Origin of the sequence: Oerskovia sp. NPDC057915 (genome assembly GCF_042887685.1) — a bacterium.
Taxonomy (GTDB): domain Bacteria; phylum Actinomycetota; class Actinomycetes; order Actinomycetales; family Cellulomonadaceae; genus Oerskovia.
In genome coordinates this window covers 38,266-57,000 of the sequence record NZ_JBHVOS010000030.1, presented here as the reverse complement: position 1 = coordinate 57,000, position 18,735 = coordinate 38,266, and the positions used below count along the sequence as shown (strand labels likewise).

Sequence of the window (18,735 nt, the reverse complement as noted above, 5' to 3'; positions counted from 1 at the left end):
GACTCCCTGGGCTGGCCCCCCCCAAACCGCATGCTCGGCACCGAGAGGAGGGGAACCAGCTACTTGAAGCGGCGGCCCTCGTCGCGACGGTACGCCCACACCGCCAGGACCGCGAACACCACGGTCCACCCCAGCAGCACGACCCACGCGAGCCCGTACGCCGGCTCGCCCGTGAGCGCCTGGACCAGCAGGTCACGACCGGCGCGCGTCGGGGTGGCCATCGAGATCGCGTCGAGCCACGGCGGGAACAGGAACGGCGGCAGGAACAGCCCGCCCGCGAACGCGAGCGGGAACAGGATGACCTGCACCACCGGCAGCGCGGCCTTGGCCGAGAGCGAGTACCCGATCGCGATGCCCAGCAGCACGAACGGCACCGACACGAGCAGTGCCGTCCCGACGCCGGCGAGCAGCTGCGGCCACGTCACGGAGGCCGCGGTCAGCAGCCACCCGATGAGGATGAGCGGCACGAGCCCGAACAGCGAGAAGATCCCGCCGTTGAGGATGCGCGCGATCATGCGCGGCGCGGGACCTGCGGGCAGCGAGCGCAGGAACGGGTCGAACGGCAGCGCCCGGTCCTCCGCGACACCCAGCCCGTAGGTGAACAGGCTCGCGGAGCAGATCGCGAAGAGTCCGAGCGACGCGACGGCCGTCGTCGCCGCGACGGGATCGCCCGCGACCTCCTTCTGCGGCACGACGAAGAAGAACATCGCGAGCGCGGGGAACAGCAGGTTCCCGAGGACCGCGATGGGCACGCGCACGGTCTCGAGGAACTGGTACTTGAGGTGGATCCAGGTGAGGGTCGCGGCGCTGGGCGGGCGCCCGCTCACGCCGGGGGTCGTGGTGGTTGCGTGGGTGCTCATCGCGCGCTCTCCTCCTCGGAGGCCTGCTGGCCCGGGGTGCCCGACGACGTCGCCCCCGTCGGGGGTTCCGCGTCGCCGTGGTCGGTGGTCGCGGTCCGCGAGACCATCTGCTCGAAGGCCTCCTCGAGGCTCGCGCCCCGGATCTCGAGCCCGTGGAACGGCAGGCCCGACGTCACGAGCGTGCGGACCAGCTCGTCGGCGTCGGCCGTGAACAGCTCGTAGCGCCAGGTGCCGGACGCCCCCGCGTCGCTGTCGGCCGCACGCTCGGAGCGCACCACGCCCGGCAGGTCGGACCCCAGGTCCGCGGTGCTGCGCACGACCACGCGCCGCAGCCCGACGCGGCGCAGGATCGCGTCGAGCGTGTCGTCGGCCTTGACGACGCCCTGGTCGATCACCACGACGCGCTGCGCGAGCACCTGCACCTCCTCGAGGTAGTGGCTCGTGAGGAGCACGGTCCCACCACCCGCGTGGTACTCGCGGATCGCGGCCCACAACGCCTGGCGCGCGCTCACGTCGAGCCCGGTCGTGGGCTCGTCGAGCAGCACGACCCGCGGGCGCCCGACGAGCGAGAGCGCGACCGCGAGGCGTCGCTTCTGCCCGCCGGACATGGCCCCGGTCTGGCGCCCGGCGAGGTCGGACAGCCCGAACTGCTCGAGCAGCTCGCCCGTGGGCACGGGGTTCGCGTAGTGCTTGCCGACGAAGTCGACGACCTCGCGCACCTTGAGGGTCGCGGGCAGGCCGGTCTCCTGCGGTGTGAGGCCGAGGCCCTGCCGGGACGAGGCGTCGCGCGGGTCGCCGCCGAAGAGGCGGACGACGCCCGTGTCGGGCTTGCGCTGCCCGCTCACGAGCGAGAGCAGCGTCGACTTCCCTGCGCCGTTGGGGCCCAGGAGCCCGACGAGCTCACCGGCCCCGACCTCGAGGGTCACGTCGTCGAGCGCGACGACCTCGCCGAAGCGGCGGGTCACGTGCTGCACGGACACGAGCGACCCGTGCGGTACGGCGGGGCCTCCTCGTGTCGCGGCGGCCGCGCGCCCCCGACTGACGGCTGAGTGCTGGCTGGTCACGATCCGGCTCCTCTCAGGAGCATGCTCAGGGACTCGGTGTAGACCTCGAAGGCACGGCGCCCGCGAGGGGTGAGGCTGATGTAGGTGGCCGGGGTGCGGCCCTCGTGCGTCTTGGTGACGGTCACGTACTCGGCGTCCTCGAGCTTGCGCAGGTGCGTCGAGAGGTTGCCCGCGGTCATGTCGAGGAGCTTCTGGAGCCTGGGGAACGTGATCTGGTCGCCTGCGCCGAGCGCCGAGAGCGTCGCGACGACGCGCAGCCGCGCCTGGGCGTGGATGACCGGGTCGAGCTCGACGTCAGGCACGGGCACCTCCCGCGATCCGGCGACGGGTCCGCAGGCGCAGCACCTGCTCGACGAACGCCATGAGGAGGAAGCCACCTCCACCCGCGACCGCCATGACGAGGTAGAGGCCGGGCAGGCCCACGATCGTCGCGGCCCCGGCGACGATCAGGATCCACACGCCCAGGACGTACAGGCGGCTCTCCTGCCACATGGCGCCGCCCGCGAGGTACATGATCCCCACGACCAGGCACGACAGCGAGTTGCTCGCGAGGGCCATGATCTCGGGGCTCGCGTCCGCCCGGGCGAGCCCGCCGAGCACCATGCTCATGGCCGCGAACGAGATGAACCAGGCCCAGCCGTACAGCGCACCCGACCGGGCGCTCGTGCCGCGGAGCCCGCTCGTGCGGGTCATGATGTGCACGATCGTGATCGCCACGGCCCCGACGATGAGGAACGTGAACGCGAGGAAGGCCCAGGGCTCCGGCTGCCCGACGGCGGCGCTCGACCCGATCTCCAGGGTCGCCGTGGCGGGAGGGGCGGCCGAGCGCAGCGAGCTCAGGTAGAGCGTCGTGTAGCCCAGGAGCCAGGCCAGTCCCCAGACGCCGTAGAGGACCCGGCCGTCGGGTTCGACGTCCTTGGCCTTCTCCTGCTGGGCCGCGATGAGGCGCAGGCTCGCGGCGGGGTCGAGCGGCCGGTCGTCGTCGGGCCCCTGGGCGGGTCCGGCGGGCAGGTCGGGCGTCTGGTCCGGCACAGGGGCTCCTCCTCCACCACGACGATCGTGGTTTGTGTTGCAAACTACTTTGTAGCCTGCCAGGAGGAAGGGGGCGCGCGCAAGGGGTCCCGGGTGGAGGCTCCTGCACCGAGAACGAGCAGATGCCCCTGATCCGCGTGGATCAGGGGCACCTGCTCACTTCTCGGCGCCGGAAGGTGCCGACCTGCTGCGTGTCAGGACGTCGCGGATCCCGAGGTCCCGGTCCCCGGGACGCCCTCGGCCCCCGCACCGCCCCCGCTGCCCGTCCCCGTGCCGGGCAGCTGCTCGAGGTCGGTACCTCCCGAGCCCGAGCCCGCACCCGAGCCACCGGTTCCGCCCGCGCCACCGCCGTCCCCGCCGGAACCCGGCGTCGGGTTCGGGTCAGGGGTGACCGGCGTGGTCGGCTCGGGCTCGGGGACCGTGGTCGGCGGATCGGTCGGCGCCGGGGTCGGGACCTCGCTCGGCGCCGGGCTGGGCGTCGTGCCCGTGGCCGGGGTGTCGGTCGTCGTGCCGCCGGTCGTGTCTCCCGTGTCCCCGGTCGTCGCGGGCTGACGGGACACGACGTGGCTGATCGACGTGCCCGACCCCTCCTCGCCGCGCAGGATCTCGCTCAGCGGTCGCCCGGCGACGACCTCGACGAGCGTCACGCCCACGATGAGCACCAGGAAGACACCGACGGCCGAGAGGATCAACGTCTTGCGGCTCGGACGACGGGACGTCGTGCCGTCGCCCTCCGCAGCGTCTCCGTCCGTGCCGTCGCCGTCCACCGCCCCGCCCGAGGCGCCGCCGCTCGCGGGACCGGCCGTGCCGTCGTCGGGCCCGTCCACGGCTGCGGTGCGCAGGTCGTCGAGGCGCGTGCCGCCCACGTCCTCGGCCGAGAGGACCGCGGTGTCCGCAGCCTGCCCGCCCGTGCCGGCCGCGGGCAGCACCGCGGTGGTCTCCGTGGTGTCCCCGGAGTCCTCGCCGCTCGCCGAGGCCGACCCCGCGAGCGTCGGCAGCAGGACCTTGCGGCCGTTCTTCCCCACCGGCAGCACCACGCCCGCCTTCATCGCGGCCTTCATCTGGCGCCGCGTCTTGAGGATCGAGCGCGTGTACAGGTTGTTCCCGACGACCGTCAGGACCGACGCCACACCCGCACCGATGATCGTCCCGGCGACACCCAGGTACGACAGCAGGACCGTCGAGCTCACGGCAGCGAGCGCGCTCGCGACGACCTGCGTGACGGAGAGGCCTGGCGGCTTCTCGTCGAGGTCGTCGTCGGTCGCACCCTGCGCAGGGGTGTCTCGGGCGGTCGGGCTGATGGAAGGGGGTCTGTTCGAAGTCACGGTCCTCCCAGCGTAGGAAACCCGTCTGCACGCCCCCAGGACGCCTGTTGACCAACCGACGAGGATTGTGTGAAGACCGCACAGCACTCCCCCGCAGCGGGTGCTATAACGGCCAGGTGACCACTCCTCCCGGCACTCCCTCCGGCTCCGAGGCCGAGCCAGCATCGTCCGGCGCACCCCGAGCGCCCGGTGCATCAGGAGCCGCCGTGGCGACGGCCGGCCGGGCCGAGGGCGGGAAGCACTCGCGCTGGGCCCCGACGACGGCCGACCACCCCGAGACGCGACGCAGGATCGGGGCCGAGATCTGGATCCTGCTGGGCCTGAGCCTCGGCCGGTCGGGCGTGTACGCGATCGTCAACATCGTCGCGCGCCTGACCGAAGGCACCCCGCTCGCCGAGCAGAGCACGAGCCTCAACAACTCCCAGTCGCCCCGCCCGTACCTCGACCTGACCTATCAGATCCTCAGCATCGGCTTCGCGCTCATCCCGGTCGCGCTCGCGCTCTACCTGCTCTCGGCGCGCGGCCGGTCGGTCACGCGAGCCATCGGGCTCGACGGCAGCCGCCCGTGGCGCGACACCGGGTGGGGGTTCGCGCTCGCCGCGGTCATCGGCATCCCGGGCCTGGGGCTGTACGTCGCGGGGCGTGCCCTGGGGATCACGGTCGAGGTCAACCCCGCCAACCTCGCCGACTACTGGTGGACCGTGCCGATCCTGATCCTCGCGGCCCTCCAGAACGGCCTGCTCGAGGAGGTCGTCGCGGTCTCCTACCTGTTCGAGCGCACCAAGGACCTCGGCTGGGGCCGCGTGAAGTTCGTCGTGTGGAGCTCCCTGCTTCGCGGCTCGTACCACCTGTACCAGGGCATCGGCCCGTTCGTCGGGAACGTGGTCATGGGCGTCGTCTTCTCGTGGTTCTACACGAGCAGGTGGGGGCGGAACCGCGTCGTGCCGCTCGTGATCGCCCACACGATCCTCGACGTCGTGGCGTTCGTGGGCTACGCCCTGCTGCCGCGCGAGTGGCTGGAGGCGCTGGGCGTCGGCTGACCGCCGACGCCCGGCCCCGGCCCCGGCCCCGGTCACCGGCGCCGTCACCGCCACCGCCACCGCCACACCGTTGAGTGCGGAGCAGTTGTCGCCAGAACCGTGAGTGCGGAGCAGTTGTCGCCAGAACCGCCGTTCGGCAGCAACTGCTCCGCACTCAGCGGACCGGGCCGTCCCGTCAGACCCGCAGCGCCCTCAGCTCCTCCCGGCGTTCCGCCTGGAGCACCGGGTCCGGGACGGGCAGCGACGCCAGGAGCTGCTTGGTGTACACGTGCTGCGGCGCGCCCAGCACCTCGGCCGACGTGCCCTCCTCGACGAGCCGACCCCGGTAGAGCACCGCGATCCGGTCGGCGAGCAGGTCCACGACCGCGAGGTCGTGGCTGATGAACAGGCACGCGAACCCGAGGTCGCGCTGGAGCTCGGCGAACAGGTCGAGCACGCGCGCCTGGACGGACACGTCGAGCGCCGACGTGGGCTCGTCCGCGACCAGGAGCTCCGGGTCGAGCGCGAGGGCCCGGGCGAGGCTCGCACGCTGACGCTGCCCGCCGCTCAGCTCGTGCGGGTACCGGTCCCCGTACGAGCGCGGGAGCTGGACCGACTCGAGCAGCTCGTCGACCCGGCCGCGCGCGTCGCCCGCGTCGGCCGCGCGCCCATGCACCACGAGCGGCTCGGCCACGCACTCGGCGATCGTGAGCAGCGGGTTGAAGCTCGACGCAGGGTCCTGGAACACGAACCCGATGCGCGGCCGCACGGGCCGCACGTCGCGCTCGCGTGCACCCCGCATCTCGACGCCCAGCACCGACAGCGACCCGCCCGTCACGGGCGTGAGCCCGCCGATGGCCCGGCCGATGGTCGTCTTGCCCGACCCCGACTCGCCCACGAGCCCCAGCACCTCGCCCGGCCGGATCGACAGGTCCACGCCGTCGACGGCCACGAACGCGGGCTTGCGGAAGCGGCCCGGGTACTCGATCCGCAGCCCCTCGGCGACGACCACGGGCGCACCCTCGGCCCAGCCGTCAGCACGTGCCTCGACCCGTGCGGCCGCGTTGACGACGCCCCCGCCGACCCGCGGAACGGCCTCCAGGAGCGAGCGCGTGTACCCGGCCTGCGGGTTCTCGAACAGCGACCGGACGTCCGCCTGCTCGACGACCTTGCCCTGGTACATCACGGCCACGCGGTCCGCGAGGTCCGCGACCACGCCCATGTTGTGCGTGATGAGCACGATCGCGGTCCCGAACTCGTCGCGGCACCGCCGCAGCAGGTCGAGGATCTCGGCCTGCACGGTCACGTCGAGCGCGGTCGTCGGCTCGTCGGCGACGATCAGCCCGGGGTCGAGCGCGAGCGCCATCGCGATGACGACGCGCTGCTTCTGGCCGCCCGAGAACTGGTGCGGGTACTTGTCCACGGCCGTCTCGGGGTCGGGGATGCCGACCCGGCGCAGGACGTCGATCGCCTGCGTGCGACCTTCCGCGCGCCGCACGCGCCGGTGCGCGCGCAGCCCCTCGACGATCTGCCACCCCACGGTGAAGACCGGGTTGAGCGCGGCCGACGGCTCCTGGAAGACCATCGCGACGTCCGTGCCGCGCACGGCCCGCAGCTGGGACCGGCTGAGGGAGACCACGTCGGACTCGCTCGTCCCCGCCTTGTTCGCCAGCACGACGGCGCCTCTCGCCGTCGCGGTCTCCGGCAGCAGGCCGAGGATCGTCTTGGCGGTCACGGTCTTCCCGCTGCCGCTCTCCCCCACGACCGCGAGCACCTCGCCGGGGGCGACCTCGAGGTCCACCCCGTCGACGGCGAGGATCGGTCCCGCGTCGGTCGCGAACGAGACCGTGAGGTCCCGGACGGTGACGACCGCGCCCGAGGTGCGCGACGCCGTCGGGCGTGAAGCCTGTGCCGGTGCCGAGCCCGGCACCGCGTCCTGCTGCGCGCTCACGGGCGCACCTCGATTCCCTCGTCGCCCAGCGTCCCCGAACCTTCCAGCCCGCCCAGCCCCGCGGGTCCCGCCGCGAGCGTGCCGCCCGGCACGACCGACGTCTCCGCGACCTCGCCCGCCCCGACCGCGGCCGCCCGGCGGCTGCGCAGGCGCGGGTCGGCCAGGTCGTTGAGGCTCTCGCCCACGAGCGTGATGCCCAGGACCGCGAGCACGATCGCGAGCCCCGGGAACAGCGCGGTCCACCAGATGCCGCTCGTGACGTCGGACAACGACTTGTTGAGGTCGTAGCCCCACTCGGCCGCGGCGGTCGGCTCGATGCCGAAGCCCAGGAAGCCGAGCCCCGCGAGCGTGAGGATCGCCTCCGACGCGTTGAGCGTCACGATGAGCGGGAGCGTGCGCGTCGCGTTGCGCAGCACGTGCCGCCCCATGATGCGCCGGTGCGGCGTCCCGATGACGCGCGCCGAGTCGATGAACGCCTCGGCCTTGATCCGCACCGTCTCCGCGCGGATCACGCGGAAGTACTGCGGGATGAAGACCACGGTGATCGAGAACGCAGCCGCGAGGATGCCGCCCCACAGGTCCGACTGCCCGCCGCTGATGACGATCGCGAGCAGGATCGCGAGGAGCAGCGACGGGAACGCGTAGACCGCGTCGCACACGACCACGAGCACGCGGTCGAGCCAGCCCCCGAAGTACCCCGAGACGAGACCCAGCAGGACGCCGATCACGATCGACGCCGCGATGGCGACCACGATCACGAGGGCCGCGGTGCGCGCCCCCCAGATCACGCGGGACAGGACGTCGTACCCGCCCACGGTCGTACCCAGCAGGTGCTCGGCCGAGGGCGGCTGCTGCGCCCCGAACAGCACGTCGCCGCTGCGCAGCTGGCTGAACCCGTACGGCGCGAGCCACGGCGCGGCGAGCGCCGTGAGCAGGAAGAGCGCCGTGACGACCAGGCCCGCGACGAGCATGCCGCGCTGGAGACCCACGCTCTGACGGAGCTGATGGACCACGGGCAGACGGCCCCAGGAGAGTCGGCGTGCCATGTCAGTACCTCACCCTCGGGTCGATGAGCGCCGCGAGGACGTCCACGAGGAAGTTCGTGACCGCGACGATCACGGCCAGCAGGACGACGATCCCCTGGACCGCGACGAAGTCCCGGGCCTGGAGGTACTGCGCGAGCATGAATCCGAGACCCTTCCATTCGAACGTCGTCTCGGTCAGGACCGCCCCGGCCAGGAGCATCGCGATCTGCATGCCCATGACCGTGATGATCGGGATGAGGGCCGGGCGCCACGCGTGCGTGCGCACCAGCCGGTGCTCGGAGACGCCGCGCGAGCGGGCCGCGTCGACGTAGTCGGTCGCGAGGGTCCCGATCACGTTGGTGCGCACGAGCCGCAGGAACACCCCGGCCGTCAGCAGGCCCAGGGCGACGCCCGGCAGGACCGCGTGCATCAGCACGTCGCCCAGGACCGCGGGGTCGCCCGTGCGGATCGCGTCGACGACGTAGAAGCCCGACGGGTCGGGCAGGGCCATCATCTGCAGCTCGGCCCCCGTGGACGCACGCCCCGCGACGGGGAACCATCCGAGACCGACGGAGAAGATCAGCTTGAGCAGGAGGCCCGCGAAGAACACGGGTGTCGCGTAGCAGAGGATCGCGAAGACCCGCAGGAACGCGTCGGGGATCCGGTCGCGGTGGTGCGCCGCGAGGAGCCCGAGGGGCACGCCGACCAGGAACGCGATGATCAGGGCGTAGACGGCGAGCTCGAGCGTCGCGGCACCGTAGGTCGCGAGGACCTCGGACACCGGGCGGTTGTCGCTGATCGTGGTGCCGAAGTCGCCGCGCACGATCCCGCCCAGGTACTCGAGGTACTGGACGATGATCGGCCGGTCGTAGCCGGCCTCGTGGATGCGCTCGGCCAGCTGGTCCGCTCGCAGGCGCCCACCGAGCGCCGCCGTGATGGGGTCGCCGGTCGAGCGCATGACGACGAACACGGTCGTCACGAGGATGAAGACGGTCGGGATGATGAGGAGGAAGCGGACCAGGACGTACCGTCCCAGCCCACCACCTCCTGACGTCTTCTTCCGCGGGGGTGTGGAGCGGGAGTTCCCGGTGCCCGGCGGGTCGGCCGTGGTCACCTGGTCGGTCGTCGTGGTCATGTCGTCCGTTCGTCGTGGTCCGAGCCGCGCTGCTCGGTGGCCTGCGGTGCTGCTGCGCGGGCTCGGGGCCGGCCCGAGCCGGCTGTGCGGGGGCCGGCCCGAGCCGGTGCCGCGCTCGGGGCTGTCCGAGCAGCCTGTGCCCGAGGTGGTCCGAGCCGCCGTGCTCGGGGTGGTCCGGACGTCGTCGGCCGGACCACCCCGAGCGCCTGTGGGGTCAGCCCTTCGAGAGCGCTCCGTAGCGGAACTTGAAGGACGCGTCGAGCGTCTTCTCGGTCCCCTCGACACCCGTGCCCACGATCGCGACCTGCGCGCCCTGGAGGTACGGGACGGTCGAGAGGTCCTCGGCGACCTTGCCCTGGATCTCCTCGATGAGCGCCGTGCGGGCCGCCGGGTCGGGCGTGGCGGCCTGCTGGAGGATCAGGTCGTTGACATCCTGGTCGTCGTAGTGGTTCGCGAGGAAGTTCTCCTGGAGGAAGAACGGCGTGAGGTAGTTGTCGGCGTCGGAGTAGTCCGGGAACCAGCCGAGCTGGTACGCCGGGTAGACGTCGGCCGTGCGGTCCTTGGCGTACTGGACCCACTCGGTCGTCTGCAGGTTGACCGTGAACAGCCCGCTCTGCTCGAGCTGGTCCTTGATGAGCGCGTACTCCTCGCCCGAGGACGGGCCGTAGTGGTCGTTGCTGTACTGCAGGTCGAGCACGACGGGGACCGTGACCCCGGCGGCCTCGAGGGCAGCCTTGGCCTTGTCGGCGTCGGGTCCGCCCTGGCCGTCGCCGTAGAGCTCCTTGAGGGGCTCGACCGCGCCGGTCAGGCCAGCGGGGACGTACGAGTACAGCGGCGTGTAGGTGCCCTTGTAGACCTGGCTCGCGATGGCCTCGCGGTCGATCAGGTCCGCGACGGCCTGGCGCACGGCGAGGGCCTTGGCCGGGTCGGCCCCCTCGGCCTTGGCGCCGTAGGGCTGGGAGTCGAAGTTGAACGTGATGTAGCGGATCTCGCCGCCGGGGCCGTCGACGACCTTGACCTTGTCGTTGCCTCGCAGGTCGTCGATGTCGGTCGCAGACAGGCTGCGGAAGGCGACGTCGATGTTGCCCTCCTGGATGTCCAGCTTCAGGTTCGACGCGTCGGCGTAGTACTTGGTGTTGACCTTGGCGGTCGCGGCCGGGCCGAGGACCCCCTGGTAGTCGGGGTTGGCCTCGTAGGAGATGAGGTTGTTGAAGTCGTACTTCGCGATCGAGTACTGGCCCGCGAACGCCTTGCCCGAGACGATGTCGGCGTCCGGCGTCAGCGCGTCGGCCGCGAACACCTCCTCGTCGACGATGGGGCCGGCCGGGCTCGACAGGATCTGCGGGAAGACCTGGTCGTCGGGGGACTTGAGCGTGAAGACGACGGTCGTGTCGTCAGGCGCGGCGACCCCGCTCAGGTTGTAGAGCAGCGAGGCAGGGCCGTTCTCGTCGTTGATCGCGACCTGCCGGTCGAACGTGAACTTCACGTCGGAGGACGTGAGGTCGTTGCCGTTGGCGAACTTCAGGCCCGGCTTGAGCTTGACGGTGTACTCGGTGGGACCGGTGAACTCGGCGGACTCCGCGATGTCGGGCTCGACGTCGGGGCTGCCGTAGGGGGTGTTCAGGAGGAACGGGAACACCTGGTTCATGACCGCGAAGGACCCGTTGTCGTAGGAGCCCGCGGGGTCGAGGGTCGTGACCTTGTCGGTCGTGCCGATGGTCAGCGCGCCTCCGGCGCTCGCGCCGCCACCGCCGTCGTCGTCGTTCCCGCCGCTGCCGCATGCCGTGAGCGTCAGCGTCACGACGGCGATGCCCGCCGTTGCGGCGAGGAGCCGCTTCCTGGAAACGGTCGTCATCCGTCACACCTCTTCTTCGGGGTCGTCAGGTGGGTGCGCGGTGGCGCTCCCACGACCTGGCGCTGTGACCAAGGTGCGTGATGTCTAACACATCGTTGTTTCGGTCAAGCACCTCGGAAGGGCGAGATGGTGCGGTTCCGGTCATGTTGTTACCGGGTCGTAACTCCGGCCTCCACATGGTGAGACAGGTCACACGGGTGAAGTTACCGAGGGGTACGTTCCGGTGCGTCACGGCTGTTTCGCGGCGCGTCGTGTCATGCGTGGCAGCGCTGTCATCCGTGCCGCTCCCCAACGGGCCACCCCTGCCCGACGTCGGAGCCCGGCTCCCGCGGCCAGGTCGCCCGACCGGGACGCCGGCGGGGGCGCGTGGCCGGTCGGCGCGGCGGGCGCGGGTGCCACGCCCGGGCCTGGGCGTGGGCGTCGTCGCACGTCGTCGTCGCACGTCGTCGTCGCACGTCGTCGTCGCACGTCGTCGCACGTCGTCGTCGCACGTCGTCGTCGCATGTCGTCGCCCCCGGTCAGGTGGGAGCGCTACCTGCGTTCGCCGTGGTGGACGTTGGTCACACTCGCTCGTCGAAGCACCCCGGACACCGGGACCAAGCGGGCAAATCACCCGGCCGAGAATGGCGTAATACCGCGCCTCGCGAGGCCCCCAGCCCTAGACTCGCAAGCATGTCTGCGCGCGCTCACGACCCGGCCGGTCCTCCGGCGACGGCCGAGCCGCGCCCGCAGGTGCACGAGGTCGGGTCACGCTCCGGCGGCGAGCATCCTGTGACGGACCCCCGCTCGTTCCGCTCGTTCCTCGCGACGCCCCGCCCGGTGGGCGACGGCACCGACCCGACCGTCATGGTCGTCGACACCCCCGAGGCGCGCGTCCGCCATCCCAGCGACCTCGTCGGGATCGTGCTGTGCGCGCTGGGCGTCGCGCTCGTCATGTTCATGTCCGTGTACGCGCACGGCACCACCGCGGGCGTCGCCGAGGACGTCCAGGGGTTCTCCGACCTCCTCGCGCGGATCCTCTTCATCCCGGTCGCGGTCCTCGAAGGACTCGTGACGCTCGCGATCCCGACGGCCGTCCTGATCGAGCTGGGCATCCGCAAGCTCGGGCGACAGGTCGTCGAGTCGATCGCCGCCGCCGCGCTCGGCATGATCCTGGGCATCGCCGTCACCTTCTCGGTGGTGACGTTCGGCTCCGACGACCTCATCCAGGGACTGTCGGTACGGATCCGGGGCGAGTGGCACCTCAGCATCCCCGGTTACGTCGCCGCGATCAGCGGGCTGCTCACCGCGGCGGGACCGCGCACCAGGCGGCGCACCGTGGCCTGGTCGTGGAACCTGCTGTTCATCGCGCTCGGCGTCGTCCTCATCACCGCCCAGGTGTCTCTGCCCGGTGCGATCATCACGCTCCTGCTCGGCCGCATCGCGGGCAACACGGTGCGCTGGGTGTCGGGCGTCCGCAGCGAACGGGCCTACGGCCCGCACCTGGTCGACGGCGTGCGCCGGGCCGGCTACTCGCCCACGGCTCTCGTGCGCGTCCGCGACGTGTCCCAGCCCGCGGAGCTCGCCGAGGCGGCCGAGGACCCCATCACCGAGGTCAACGCCGACGGCGAGATCACGGCCGAGGTGCACGTCGGCGTGGTCCGTGTCGCCGGGTCCGACGAGGACTCCGCGCTGACGGCTGACGCGCGGATCACGGGTGACCACCTCTCGGGCGCGCTCGGAGAAGGGGTCCGCGAGCCCGCCGAGGCCCCCTCGGACCCCGCGGCCATCGCCCTGACCCGCTCCGGGGACAACCGCGTCTACGCGATGTTCACCGAGGACGGCGCGCGCCGCGACGTCGTCGTGCTCGACGGCGACCGGCAGGTCGTCGGCTTCCTCACCCGGCTCTGGCGCTCCCTCCGGCTGCGCGGCATCGAGGGCCGCGCCGCGATCTCGCTCAAGGCCGTGGCCGAGCGCACCGCCCTCCTCGCCTACGCGGCCCGCGCCGCAGGCGTCCGCACGCCACGCCTGCTCGGCGTGGCCGAGGCCGACGACTCGATGATCCTCGTGCAGGAGCACGCGGTGGGTGCGGTCTCGCTGCGCGACCTGCCCGACGACGAGGTCACCGACGCCGTCCTCACCGAGGCCTGGCACCAGATCCAGCTCGCGCACGACGCCGGGCTCTCGCACCGTGCCCTGACCTCCGACGTCATGCTCGTGAGCCGCGGCGAACCGGGCGGGGCCTCGACGCACCCCGCCGGGACGGGCCCGGGCACCGGGTCCGCGACCGTCGACCTGAGCCCCCGGAACGGCCCGGACGACTCCGAGGTCAAGGTCTGGCTGACCGGCTGGGAGCAGGGGGACATCGCGTCGTCCGAGCTGTCGCGCCGCATGGACCTGACGCAGATGGTCGCTCTGCTCGCGCTGCGCGTGGGCGCCGAGCGGGCCGTGGCCTCGGCCGTGAACGTCCTGCCCAACGAGGACATCGCGGCGATCGGGCCGCTGCTCCAGTCGATCGCGCTGCCCGTCAGCACGCGTGAGGAGATGCGCGCCAACAAGGCGCTCTTCAAGGACCTGCGCGCGGCGCTCGTCGAGCGGCTGCCCGAGACCGACGTCGAGCCCCAGCGCATCACGCGCTTCGGGGCCCGGACGATCATCACGCTGACCCTGACGATCGTCGCCGTGACCGTGGTCGTCACGACCATGAACTTCCAGCAGATCACCGAGGCCGTCTCCCAGGCGAACCCGTGGTGGGCGGTCATCTCGTTCGCGCTGGGCATCCTCACCTGGTTCGGCGCGGCCCTGACGTTCGTGGCGTTCTCGCCCGTGAAGCTCCCCATGATCCGGGCGACGCTCACCCAGATGGCCGGGTCGTTCGTCGCCCTCGCGGCTCCCGCCGGGATCGGGCCGGCTGCGCTCAACCTGCGCATGCTGACCAAGCGCGGCGTCTCGGCCCCCATGGCCGTCGCGACCGTCGCCCTGGTGCAGGTGTCGCAGTTCGTCATCACGATCCTGCTGCTCGTCGTCCTGTCCATGACGACCCGCTCGGGCGGGCTCATCAGCCTGCCGTCGACGACCGTCCTGCTCGCCATCACGGGCGTCGCCCTCGCGGTGATCGCGACCCTGCTCGTCCCGGCCGTGCGGCGCTGGGTGCTCGCGAAGATCCGGCCGACCGTGCAGCAGGTGTGGCCGCGACTGTCCGAGATGCTCAGCCAGCCGGGCCGACTGGCCCTCGGCTTCGGCGGGAACATCGTCATGACGCTCGGGTACGTGCTCGCCTTCGACGCGGCCCTCGCGGCGTTCGGCCAGGAGCTCGCGCTCGTCGACGTGGCCGTGATCTACCTCGTCGGCAACGCGGCGGGGGCCGCGGTCCCGACCCCCGGCGGACTGGGCACGATCGAGATCGCCCTGACCGCCGGCCTGACCGCCGCCGGGATCCCGCCCGCGATCGCTACGTCCGCCACGATCCTGTTCCGCGTCGCGACCTACTGGGCCCGTATCCCGATCGGCTGGGGCGCCATGCGCTACCTGCAGCGCAAGGGCGACCTGTAGGCCGCACGACGCGCGGGCGCCCGTCCGCTGCTGCCCGCACGACGCGCTGCAGCCCGTCCGCTGCTGCCCGCCCGCCGTGGCCCGGACGCCCTCCTCGTCGAGTGTGCAGTTCGGGTCGTTCGCAACGGCCGCTGACCACCCGAACTGCACACTCGGCGGGGCCGGCACCCGGCCGGCGGCCGCCCGGCCCCGCCGGCACCCCGGGCGCCGGGCCCTACCCCTGCAGCACCACCGCCGAGCCCTGTCCCCCGCCGCCGCACAGCGCCGCCGCGCCCACGGCGTCGCCGCCCAGCGCTGCGAGCCGCCGCGCCAGGTGTCCGACGATCCGCGCCCCCGACGCACCGATGGGGTGCCCGAGCGCGATCGCGCCGCCGTGGGCGTCGACGATCGCGGGGTCGACGCCCAGCAGGTCGATCGACGCGAGGGCGACCGCGGCGAAGGCCTCGTTGATCTCGATCGCGGACAGCTCGCCGACCGCGAGGCCGGCTCGCCCGCAGGCCGCGAGGATCGCGTTCGCGGGCTGCGCGTGCAGCGAGACGTCGGGCCCGGCGACGAGCGCGTGGCCCAGGAGGCGGGCGCCGGTGAGCCCGCGTCGCGCGGCCTCCTCGTCGCTCACGAGCACGAGGGCGGCGGCGCCGTCGGAGATCTGCGAGGCGTTCCCGGCCGTGATGGTGCCGTCCTCGCGGAAGGCCGGGCGAAGCCGCGCCAGGACCTCGACCGTGGTGTCGGCGCGCACGCCGTCGTCCGCGTCGACGAGCCGGCCGCCGCGCCCCGGTGTCTGGAAGGGGGCGATCTCTCCCCGCAGGAAGTCCGCGGCCGCGACGGCCCGGGCGTGCGACGCCGCAGCGAACGCGTCCTGCGCCTCCCGGCTGATCGCGAGCCCCTCGCCGTGCCGCTCGGTGCTGAGTCCCATCGAGTCCCGTTCGAACGCGTCGCGCAGCCCGTCGTGCGCGAGTGTGTCCACGAGTGTCACGTCGCCGAACTTCTGGCCCGACCGCGACCCGACCCACGCGTGCGGCGCGAGGCTCATCGACTCCTGCCCGACGGCCACGACGACCTGCGCCTCGCCCGCGGCGATCAGCCGGTGCGCCTGCACCACGGCCTCCATGCCCGACAGGCACACCGCGTTGAGCGTCATCGCGGGCACCGAGAAGGGCACGCCCGCGCCGACGGCGGCCTGCCGTGCGGGGTTCTGGCCCGCCCCGCCCTGGAGCACCTGCCCGGCGAGGACGAGCTCGACGTCGTCGGGCGTGATGCCGGCGTCCGCGAGCGCCGCGCCCAGCGCGTGGGCCCCGAGGACCGCGGCGGGCACGGTCGCGAAGGCGCCGTTGAAGCGGACGAACGGGGTGCGCGCGTATCCCACGACGACGGTCATGACTCCTCCTGGTGCCCGGTGAGGGTCGCCCCCGCGTGGGCGTCGGGTTCCTCCAGCCCGACGGCGTAGCTCGCCTCGGTCGCGGCACGCACCTCGTCGAGGGTCACGCCTGGTGCGACGGCGCGCAGCACGAGGTGCCGCCGCGAGCTGTCAGGACCGCCGTGATCTCGCGTCCCCGCTGGCCCTGACCCGGCGCCGGGCTGGACGTCGAAGACCGCGCGGTCCGTGATGATGCGGTCCACCACGCCCTCGCCCGTGAGCGGCAGACCGCACTCGTGCCGGAGCTTGGGCGACCCGTCGCGCGCCACGTGGTCCATGAGGACGACGATCCGGGGCGTGCCCGCGACGAGGTCCATGGCCCCGCCCATGCCCTTGACGAGCCTGCCCGGCACGGTCCAGTTGGCGAGGTCTCCCGTCTCGGAGACCTCCAGGGCCCCGAGGATCGCGATGTCGACGTGACCGCCACGGATCATGGCGAACGACGTCGCGGAGTCGAAGTAGCTCGCGCCCGGCAGGGCCGTGACGGTCTGCTTCCCCGCGTTGACGAGGTCTGCGTCCTCGTCGCCCTCGACCGGGAACGGCCCGATGCCCAGCATCCCGTTCTCGCTCTGCAGCGTGATGGACACGCCGGGCGGCAGGTGGTTGGCGACGAGCGTGGGGATGCCGATCCCGAGGTTCACGTAGTCGCCGTCGTGCAGCTCGGCCGCGGCGATCGCGGCCATCTCGTCCCGGTCCCAGGGCATGTCAGGCGTCCTTTCCTGCGGTGGCGGGCGTGGGCAGGGGCGCGGGCGGCGCGGCGCCGCCGGCCGCTCCGGCGCCGCCGGCCGCTCCGGCGCCGACCTCGCCCGGACGCGGCCGCACCGTGCGCTGCTCGATGTCCTTGACCCGGGGCCGTGCGGGCACGAGCCGGTCGACGAAGATCCCGGGCGTGACGACGACGTCGGGGTCGAGGGGTTCCCCGGTCAGGATCTCGGCCTCGACCACCGTCACGCGCCCGGCCGTCGCGACGAGCGGGTTGAAGTTGCGGGCGGTGAACCGGTAGGTGAGGTTGCCGTAGGGGTCGGCGCGGTGCGCGTGCACCAGGGCCAGGTCGGCGACGATGCCGCGTTCGAGGACGTAGCGCCTGCCGTCGAACTCCTCGACGGGCTTGCCCTCGGCCACCGGTGTCCCGACGCCCGTGGCGGTGTAGAACGCGGGGATGCCCGCGCCGCCTGCGCGCAGCCGCTCGGCGAGCGTGCCCTGCGGCACGAACTCGACCTCGAGGTCGCCGTCGAGGTAGCGCTGCGCGAACAGCTTGTTCTCGCCCACGTAGGACGACAGGACCTTGTCGACCTGGTCGCTCTCGAGCAGCAGCCCGAGCCCCTTGCCGTCGACGCCCATGTTGTTGGACACGACGGTGAGCCCGCGCACGCCCGAGTCGCGCACGGCCTCGATGAGGTCCGACGGGATGCCGCACAGGCCGAACCCGCCGACGGCGATCGTCATGCCGTCGCGCAGCAGGCCGTCGAGCGCGCTGGCGGCGTCGTGGTGGTGCTGGACGCCGGGCGCGCGCGGGGTCGTCCCGGGGGCGGGGGCGGGGGCGCCGTCGCTCGTGGGCCGGGTTCCGTCGGTCGTCATGTCGGCCTGCTTCCTGTGCGGAGGGCTGGGGACGGGGTGGGGGCGGTCGTGCCGCCGGGCTGGGTGGTACCGGCCGGGGGCGCGTGGGTCCCGGCAGCCGCGCGCGCCCGTCGCAGCACGGCCTCGGCGTGCCGCAGCGAGGGGCCGTCGATCATCACGCCGGCGTGCACGAACACGCCGTCGTGCCCGGTGGCTGCGGCGAGCAGCGCGCGGGCGGCCGCGACGGCGTCGGGCGAGGGTGCGTACGCGGCCCGGACGACGGGGACGTGCGAGGGGTGGATGCACGCGGTCGCGGCGAACCCGACGGCCGCGGCGTCGAGCGCCTCGTCGCGCAGCCCGTCGAGGTCGTCGATCGCGAGGTGCACCGCGTCGATCGCGGCGATGCCTGCCGCCCCGGCCGCGAGCAGCACCGCCGACCGGGCGGCCCGCGCGACGTCCCGGTAGGTCCCGTCGGGGAACCGGCTCGACGTCCCGCCGAGCGATGCGACCAGGTCGTCGGCGCCCCACATCAGTGCGACGACCCCCGGCCGCCGGGCCAGCGCGGGCGCCGCCAGCACACCCGCGGCCGTCTCGCACAGGGCGACCACGCGCAGCCCGCCCAGGTCGAGCGGCAGCCGCTCGTCGGCCTTGGGGACCATGACGGTCCGGTACGCGGTCCGGGCGAGCGCGGCCAGGTCGGCGGCGTGCTCCCGGGTCCCGACCGCGTTGACCCGCACGATCGTCCGTGCCGGGTCGAGGGGCTCGGCGAGCAGCGCCTCGCGGGCCGCTGCCTTGCCGTCGGGCGCGACGGCGTCCTCGAGGTCGAGGATCACGGCGTCGGCACGGTCTGCGGCCTTGCGGTACCGGTCGGGCCGGTCGGCGGGGCAGAAGAGGAGCGCGGGGCCCAGGTCGAAGGTCGTCACGGTGCACCGCCCTCCTGCCCGACGGCGCCGCGCACCACCGCGTC

15 protein-coding genes are annotated in these 18,735 nt (G+C 72.9%); 2 read left to right on the top strand and 13 right to left on the bottom strand.

Going from position 1 to position 18,735, the window contains the following annotated elements; translation table 11 throughout:
- Positions 1–59: 59 nt before the first annotated feature.
- The 5 genes from ACFVQ3_RS17400 to ACFVQ3_RS17380 form a co-directional block, all read right to left on the bottom strand.
- Positions 60–860 carry an ABC transporter permease gene (locus tag ACFVQ3_RS17400; protein ID WP_387641703.1) on the bottom strand — a complete coding sequence of 267 codons (801 nt, stop codon included), beginning with the start codon at positions 858–860 and terminating at the stop codon, positions 60–62.
- On the bottom strand, positions 857–1,825 hold the full coding sequence (locus tag ACFVQ3_RS17395; protein ID WP_387641716.1) for an ABC transporter ATP-binding protein: 969 nt from the start codon (positions 1,823–1,825) through the stop codon (positions 857–859). Before ACFVQ3_RS17395 ends, ACFVQ3_RS17400 begins: the two co-directional genes overlap by 4 nt.
- 95 nt (positions 1,826–1,920) lie before the next feature.
- Positions 1,921–2,226, bottom strand: a complete 306-nt coding sequence (locus ACFVQ3_RS17390) for a transcriptional regulator (protein WP_387641701.1) — start codon at positions 2,224–2,226, stop codon at positions 1,921–1,923.
- Positions 2,219–2,956 (bottom strand): hypothetical protein, encoded by a 738-nt coding sequence (locus tag ACFVQ3_RS17385; protein WP_387641699.1) that lies wholly within the window; start codon positions 2,954–2,956, stop codon positions 2,219–2,221. The genes ACFVQ3_RS17390 and ACFVQ3_RS17385 overlap by 8 nt, the downstream gene beginning before the upstream one ends.
- Positions 2,957–3,150: 194 nt before the next feature.
- On the bottom strand, positions 3,151–4,281 hold the full coding sequence (locus ACFVQ3_RS17380) for a hypothetical protein (protein WP_387641697.1): 1,131 nt from the start codon (positions 4,279–4,281) through the stop codon (positions 3,151–3,153).
- Between the two features lie 206 nt (positions 4,282–4,487).
- On the opposite strand from ACFVQ3_RS17380, the gene ACFVQ3_RS17375 reads away from it, so the two are divergent.
- Positions 4,488–5,321, top strand: a complete 834-nt coding sequence (locus ACFVQ3_RS17375) for a CPBP family intramembrane glutamic endopeptidase (RefSeq protein WP_387641694.1) — start codon at positions 4,488–4,490, stop codon at positions 5,319–5,321.
- 175 nt (positions 5,322–5,496) lie between these two features.
- On the opposite strand, the gene ACFVQ3_RS17370 is transcribed toward ACFVQ3_RS17375, so the two are convergent.
- The 4 genes from ACFVQ3_RS17370 to ACFVQ3_RS17355 all read right to left on the bottom strand — a co-directional run bounded on the left by ACFVQ3_RS17370 (position 5,497) and on the right by ACFVQ3_RS17355 (position 11,266).
- Positions 5,497–7,230, bottom strand: coding sequence for a dipeptide ABC transporter ATP-binding protein (locus tag ACFVQ3_RS17370; protein WP_387641714.1), 1,734 nt, complete (start codon positions 7,228–7,230; stop codon positions 5,497–5,499).
- Positions 7,231–7,247: 17 nt separating this feature from the next.
- Positions 7,248–8,297 carry an ABC transporter permease gene (locus tag ACFVQ3_RS17365; RefSeq protein ID WP_387641690.1) on the bottom strand — a complete coding sequence of 350 codons (1,050 nt, stop codon included), beginning with the start codon at positions 8,295–8,297 and terminating at the stop codon, positions 7,248–7,250.
- Position 8,298: 1 nt separating this feature from the next.
- The gene (locus ACFVQ3_RS17360; RefSeq protein ID WP_387641688.1) at positions 8,299–9,411 is read right to left on the bottom strand and encodes an ABC transporter permease; all 1,113 of its coding nucleotides are present in this window, start codon (positions 9,409–9,411) and stop codon (positions 8,299–8,301) included.
- 214 nt (positions 9,412–9,625) lie between these two features.
- Complete coding sequence (locus ACFVQ3_RS17355; protein ID WP_387641685.1) at positions 9,626–11,266, bottom strand: ABC transporter substrate-binding protein; 1,641 nt, start codon at positions 11,264–11,266, stop codon at positions 9,626–9,628.
- Positions 11,267–11,938: 672 nt separating this feature from the next.
- On the opposite strand from ACFVQ3_RS17355, the gene ACFVQ3_RS17350 reads away from it, so the two are divergent.
- Positions 11,939–14,797: a flippase-like domain-containing protein gene (locus tag ACFVQ3_RS17350; protein ID WP_387641683.1), complete on the top strand. Its 2,859-nt coding sequence runs from the start codon at positions 11,939–11,941 to the stop codon at positions 14,795–14,797.
- Positions 14,798–15,011: 214 nt separating this feature from the next.
- Here ACFVQ3_RS17350 and ACFVQ3_RS17345 read toward each other — a convergent pair whose 3' ends face one another.
- From ACFVQ3_RS17345 to ACFVQ3_RS17330, 4 genes are all read right to left on the bottom strand, one after another.
- Positions 15,012–16,172 (bottom strand): acetyl-CoA C-acyltransferase, encoded by a 1,161-nt coding sequence (locus ACFVQ3_RS17345; protein WP_387641680.1) that lies wholly within the window; start codon positions 16,170–16,172, stop codon positions 15,012–15,014.
- A complete protein-coding gene (locus ACFVQ3_RS17340) occupies positions 16,169–16,915 on the bottom strand; it encodes a 3-oxoacid CoA-transferase subunit B (protein ID WP_387641677.1) in 747 nt (248 codons plus the stop codon). The genes ACFVQ3_RS17345 and ACFVQ3_RS17340 overlap by 4 nt, the downstream gene beginning before the upstream one ends.
- Position 16,916: 1 nt before the next feature.
- Positions 16,917–17,657: a CoA transferase subunit A gene (locus ACFVQ3_RS17335; protein WP_387641711.1), complete on the bottom strand. Its 741-nt coding sequence runs from the start codon at positions 17,655–17,657 to the stop codon at positions 16,917–16,919.
- A 128-nt stretch (positions 17,658–17,785) separates the two neighbouring features.
- Positions 17,786–18,691, bottom strand: a complete 906-nt coding sequence (locus ACFVQ3_RS17330) for an HpcH/HpaI aldolase/citrate lyase family protein (protein ID WP_387641675.1) — start codon at positions 18,689–18,691, stop codon at positions 17,786–17,788.
- Between the last annotated feature and the right edge of the window lie 44 nt (positions 18,692–18,735).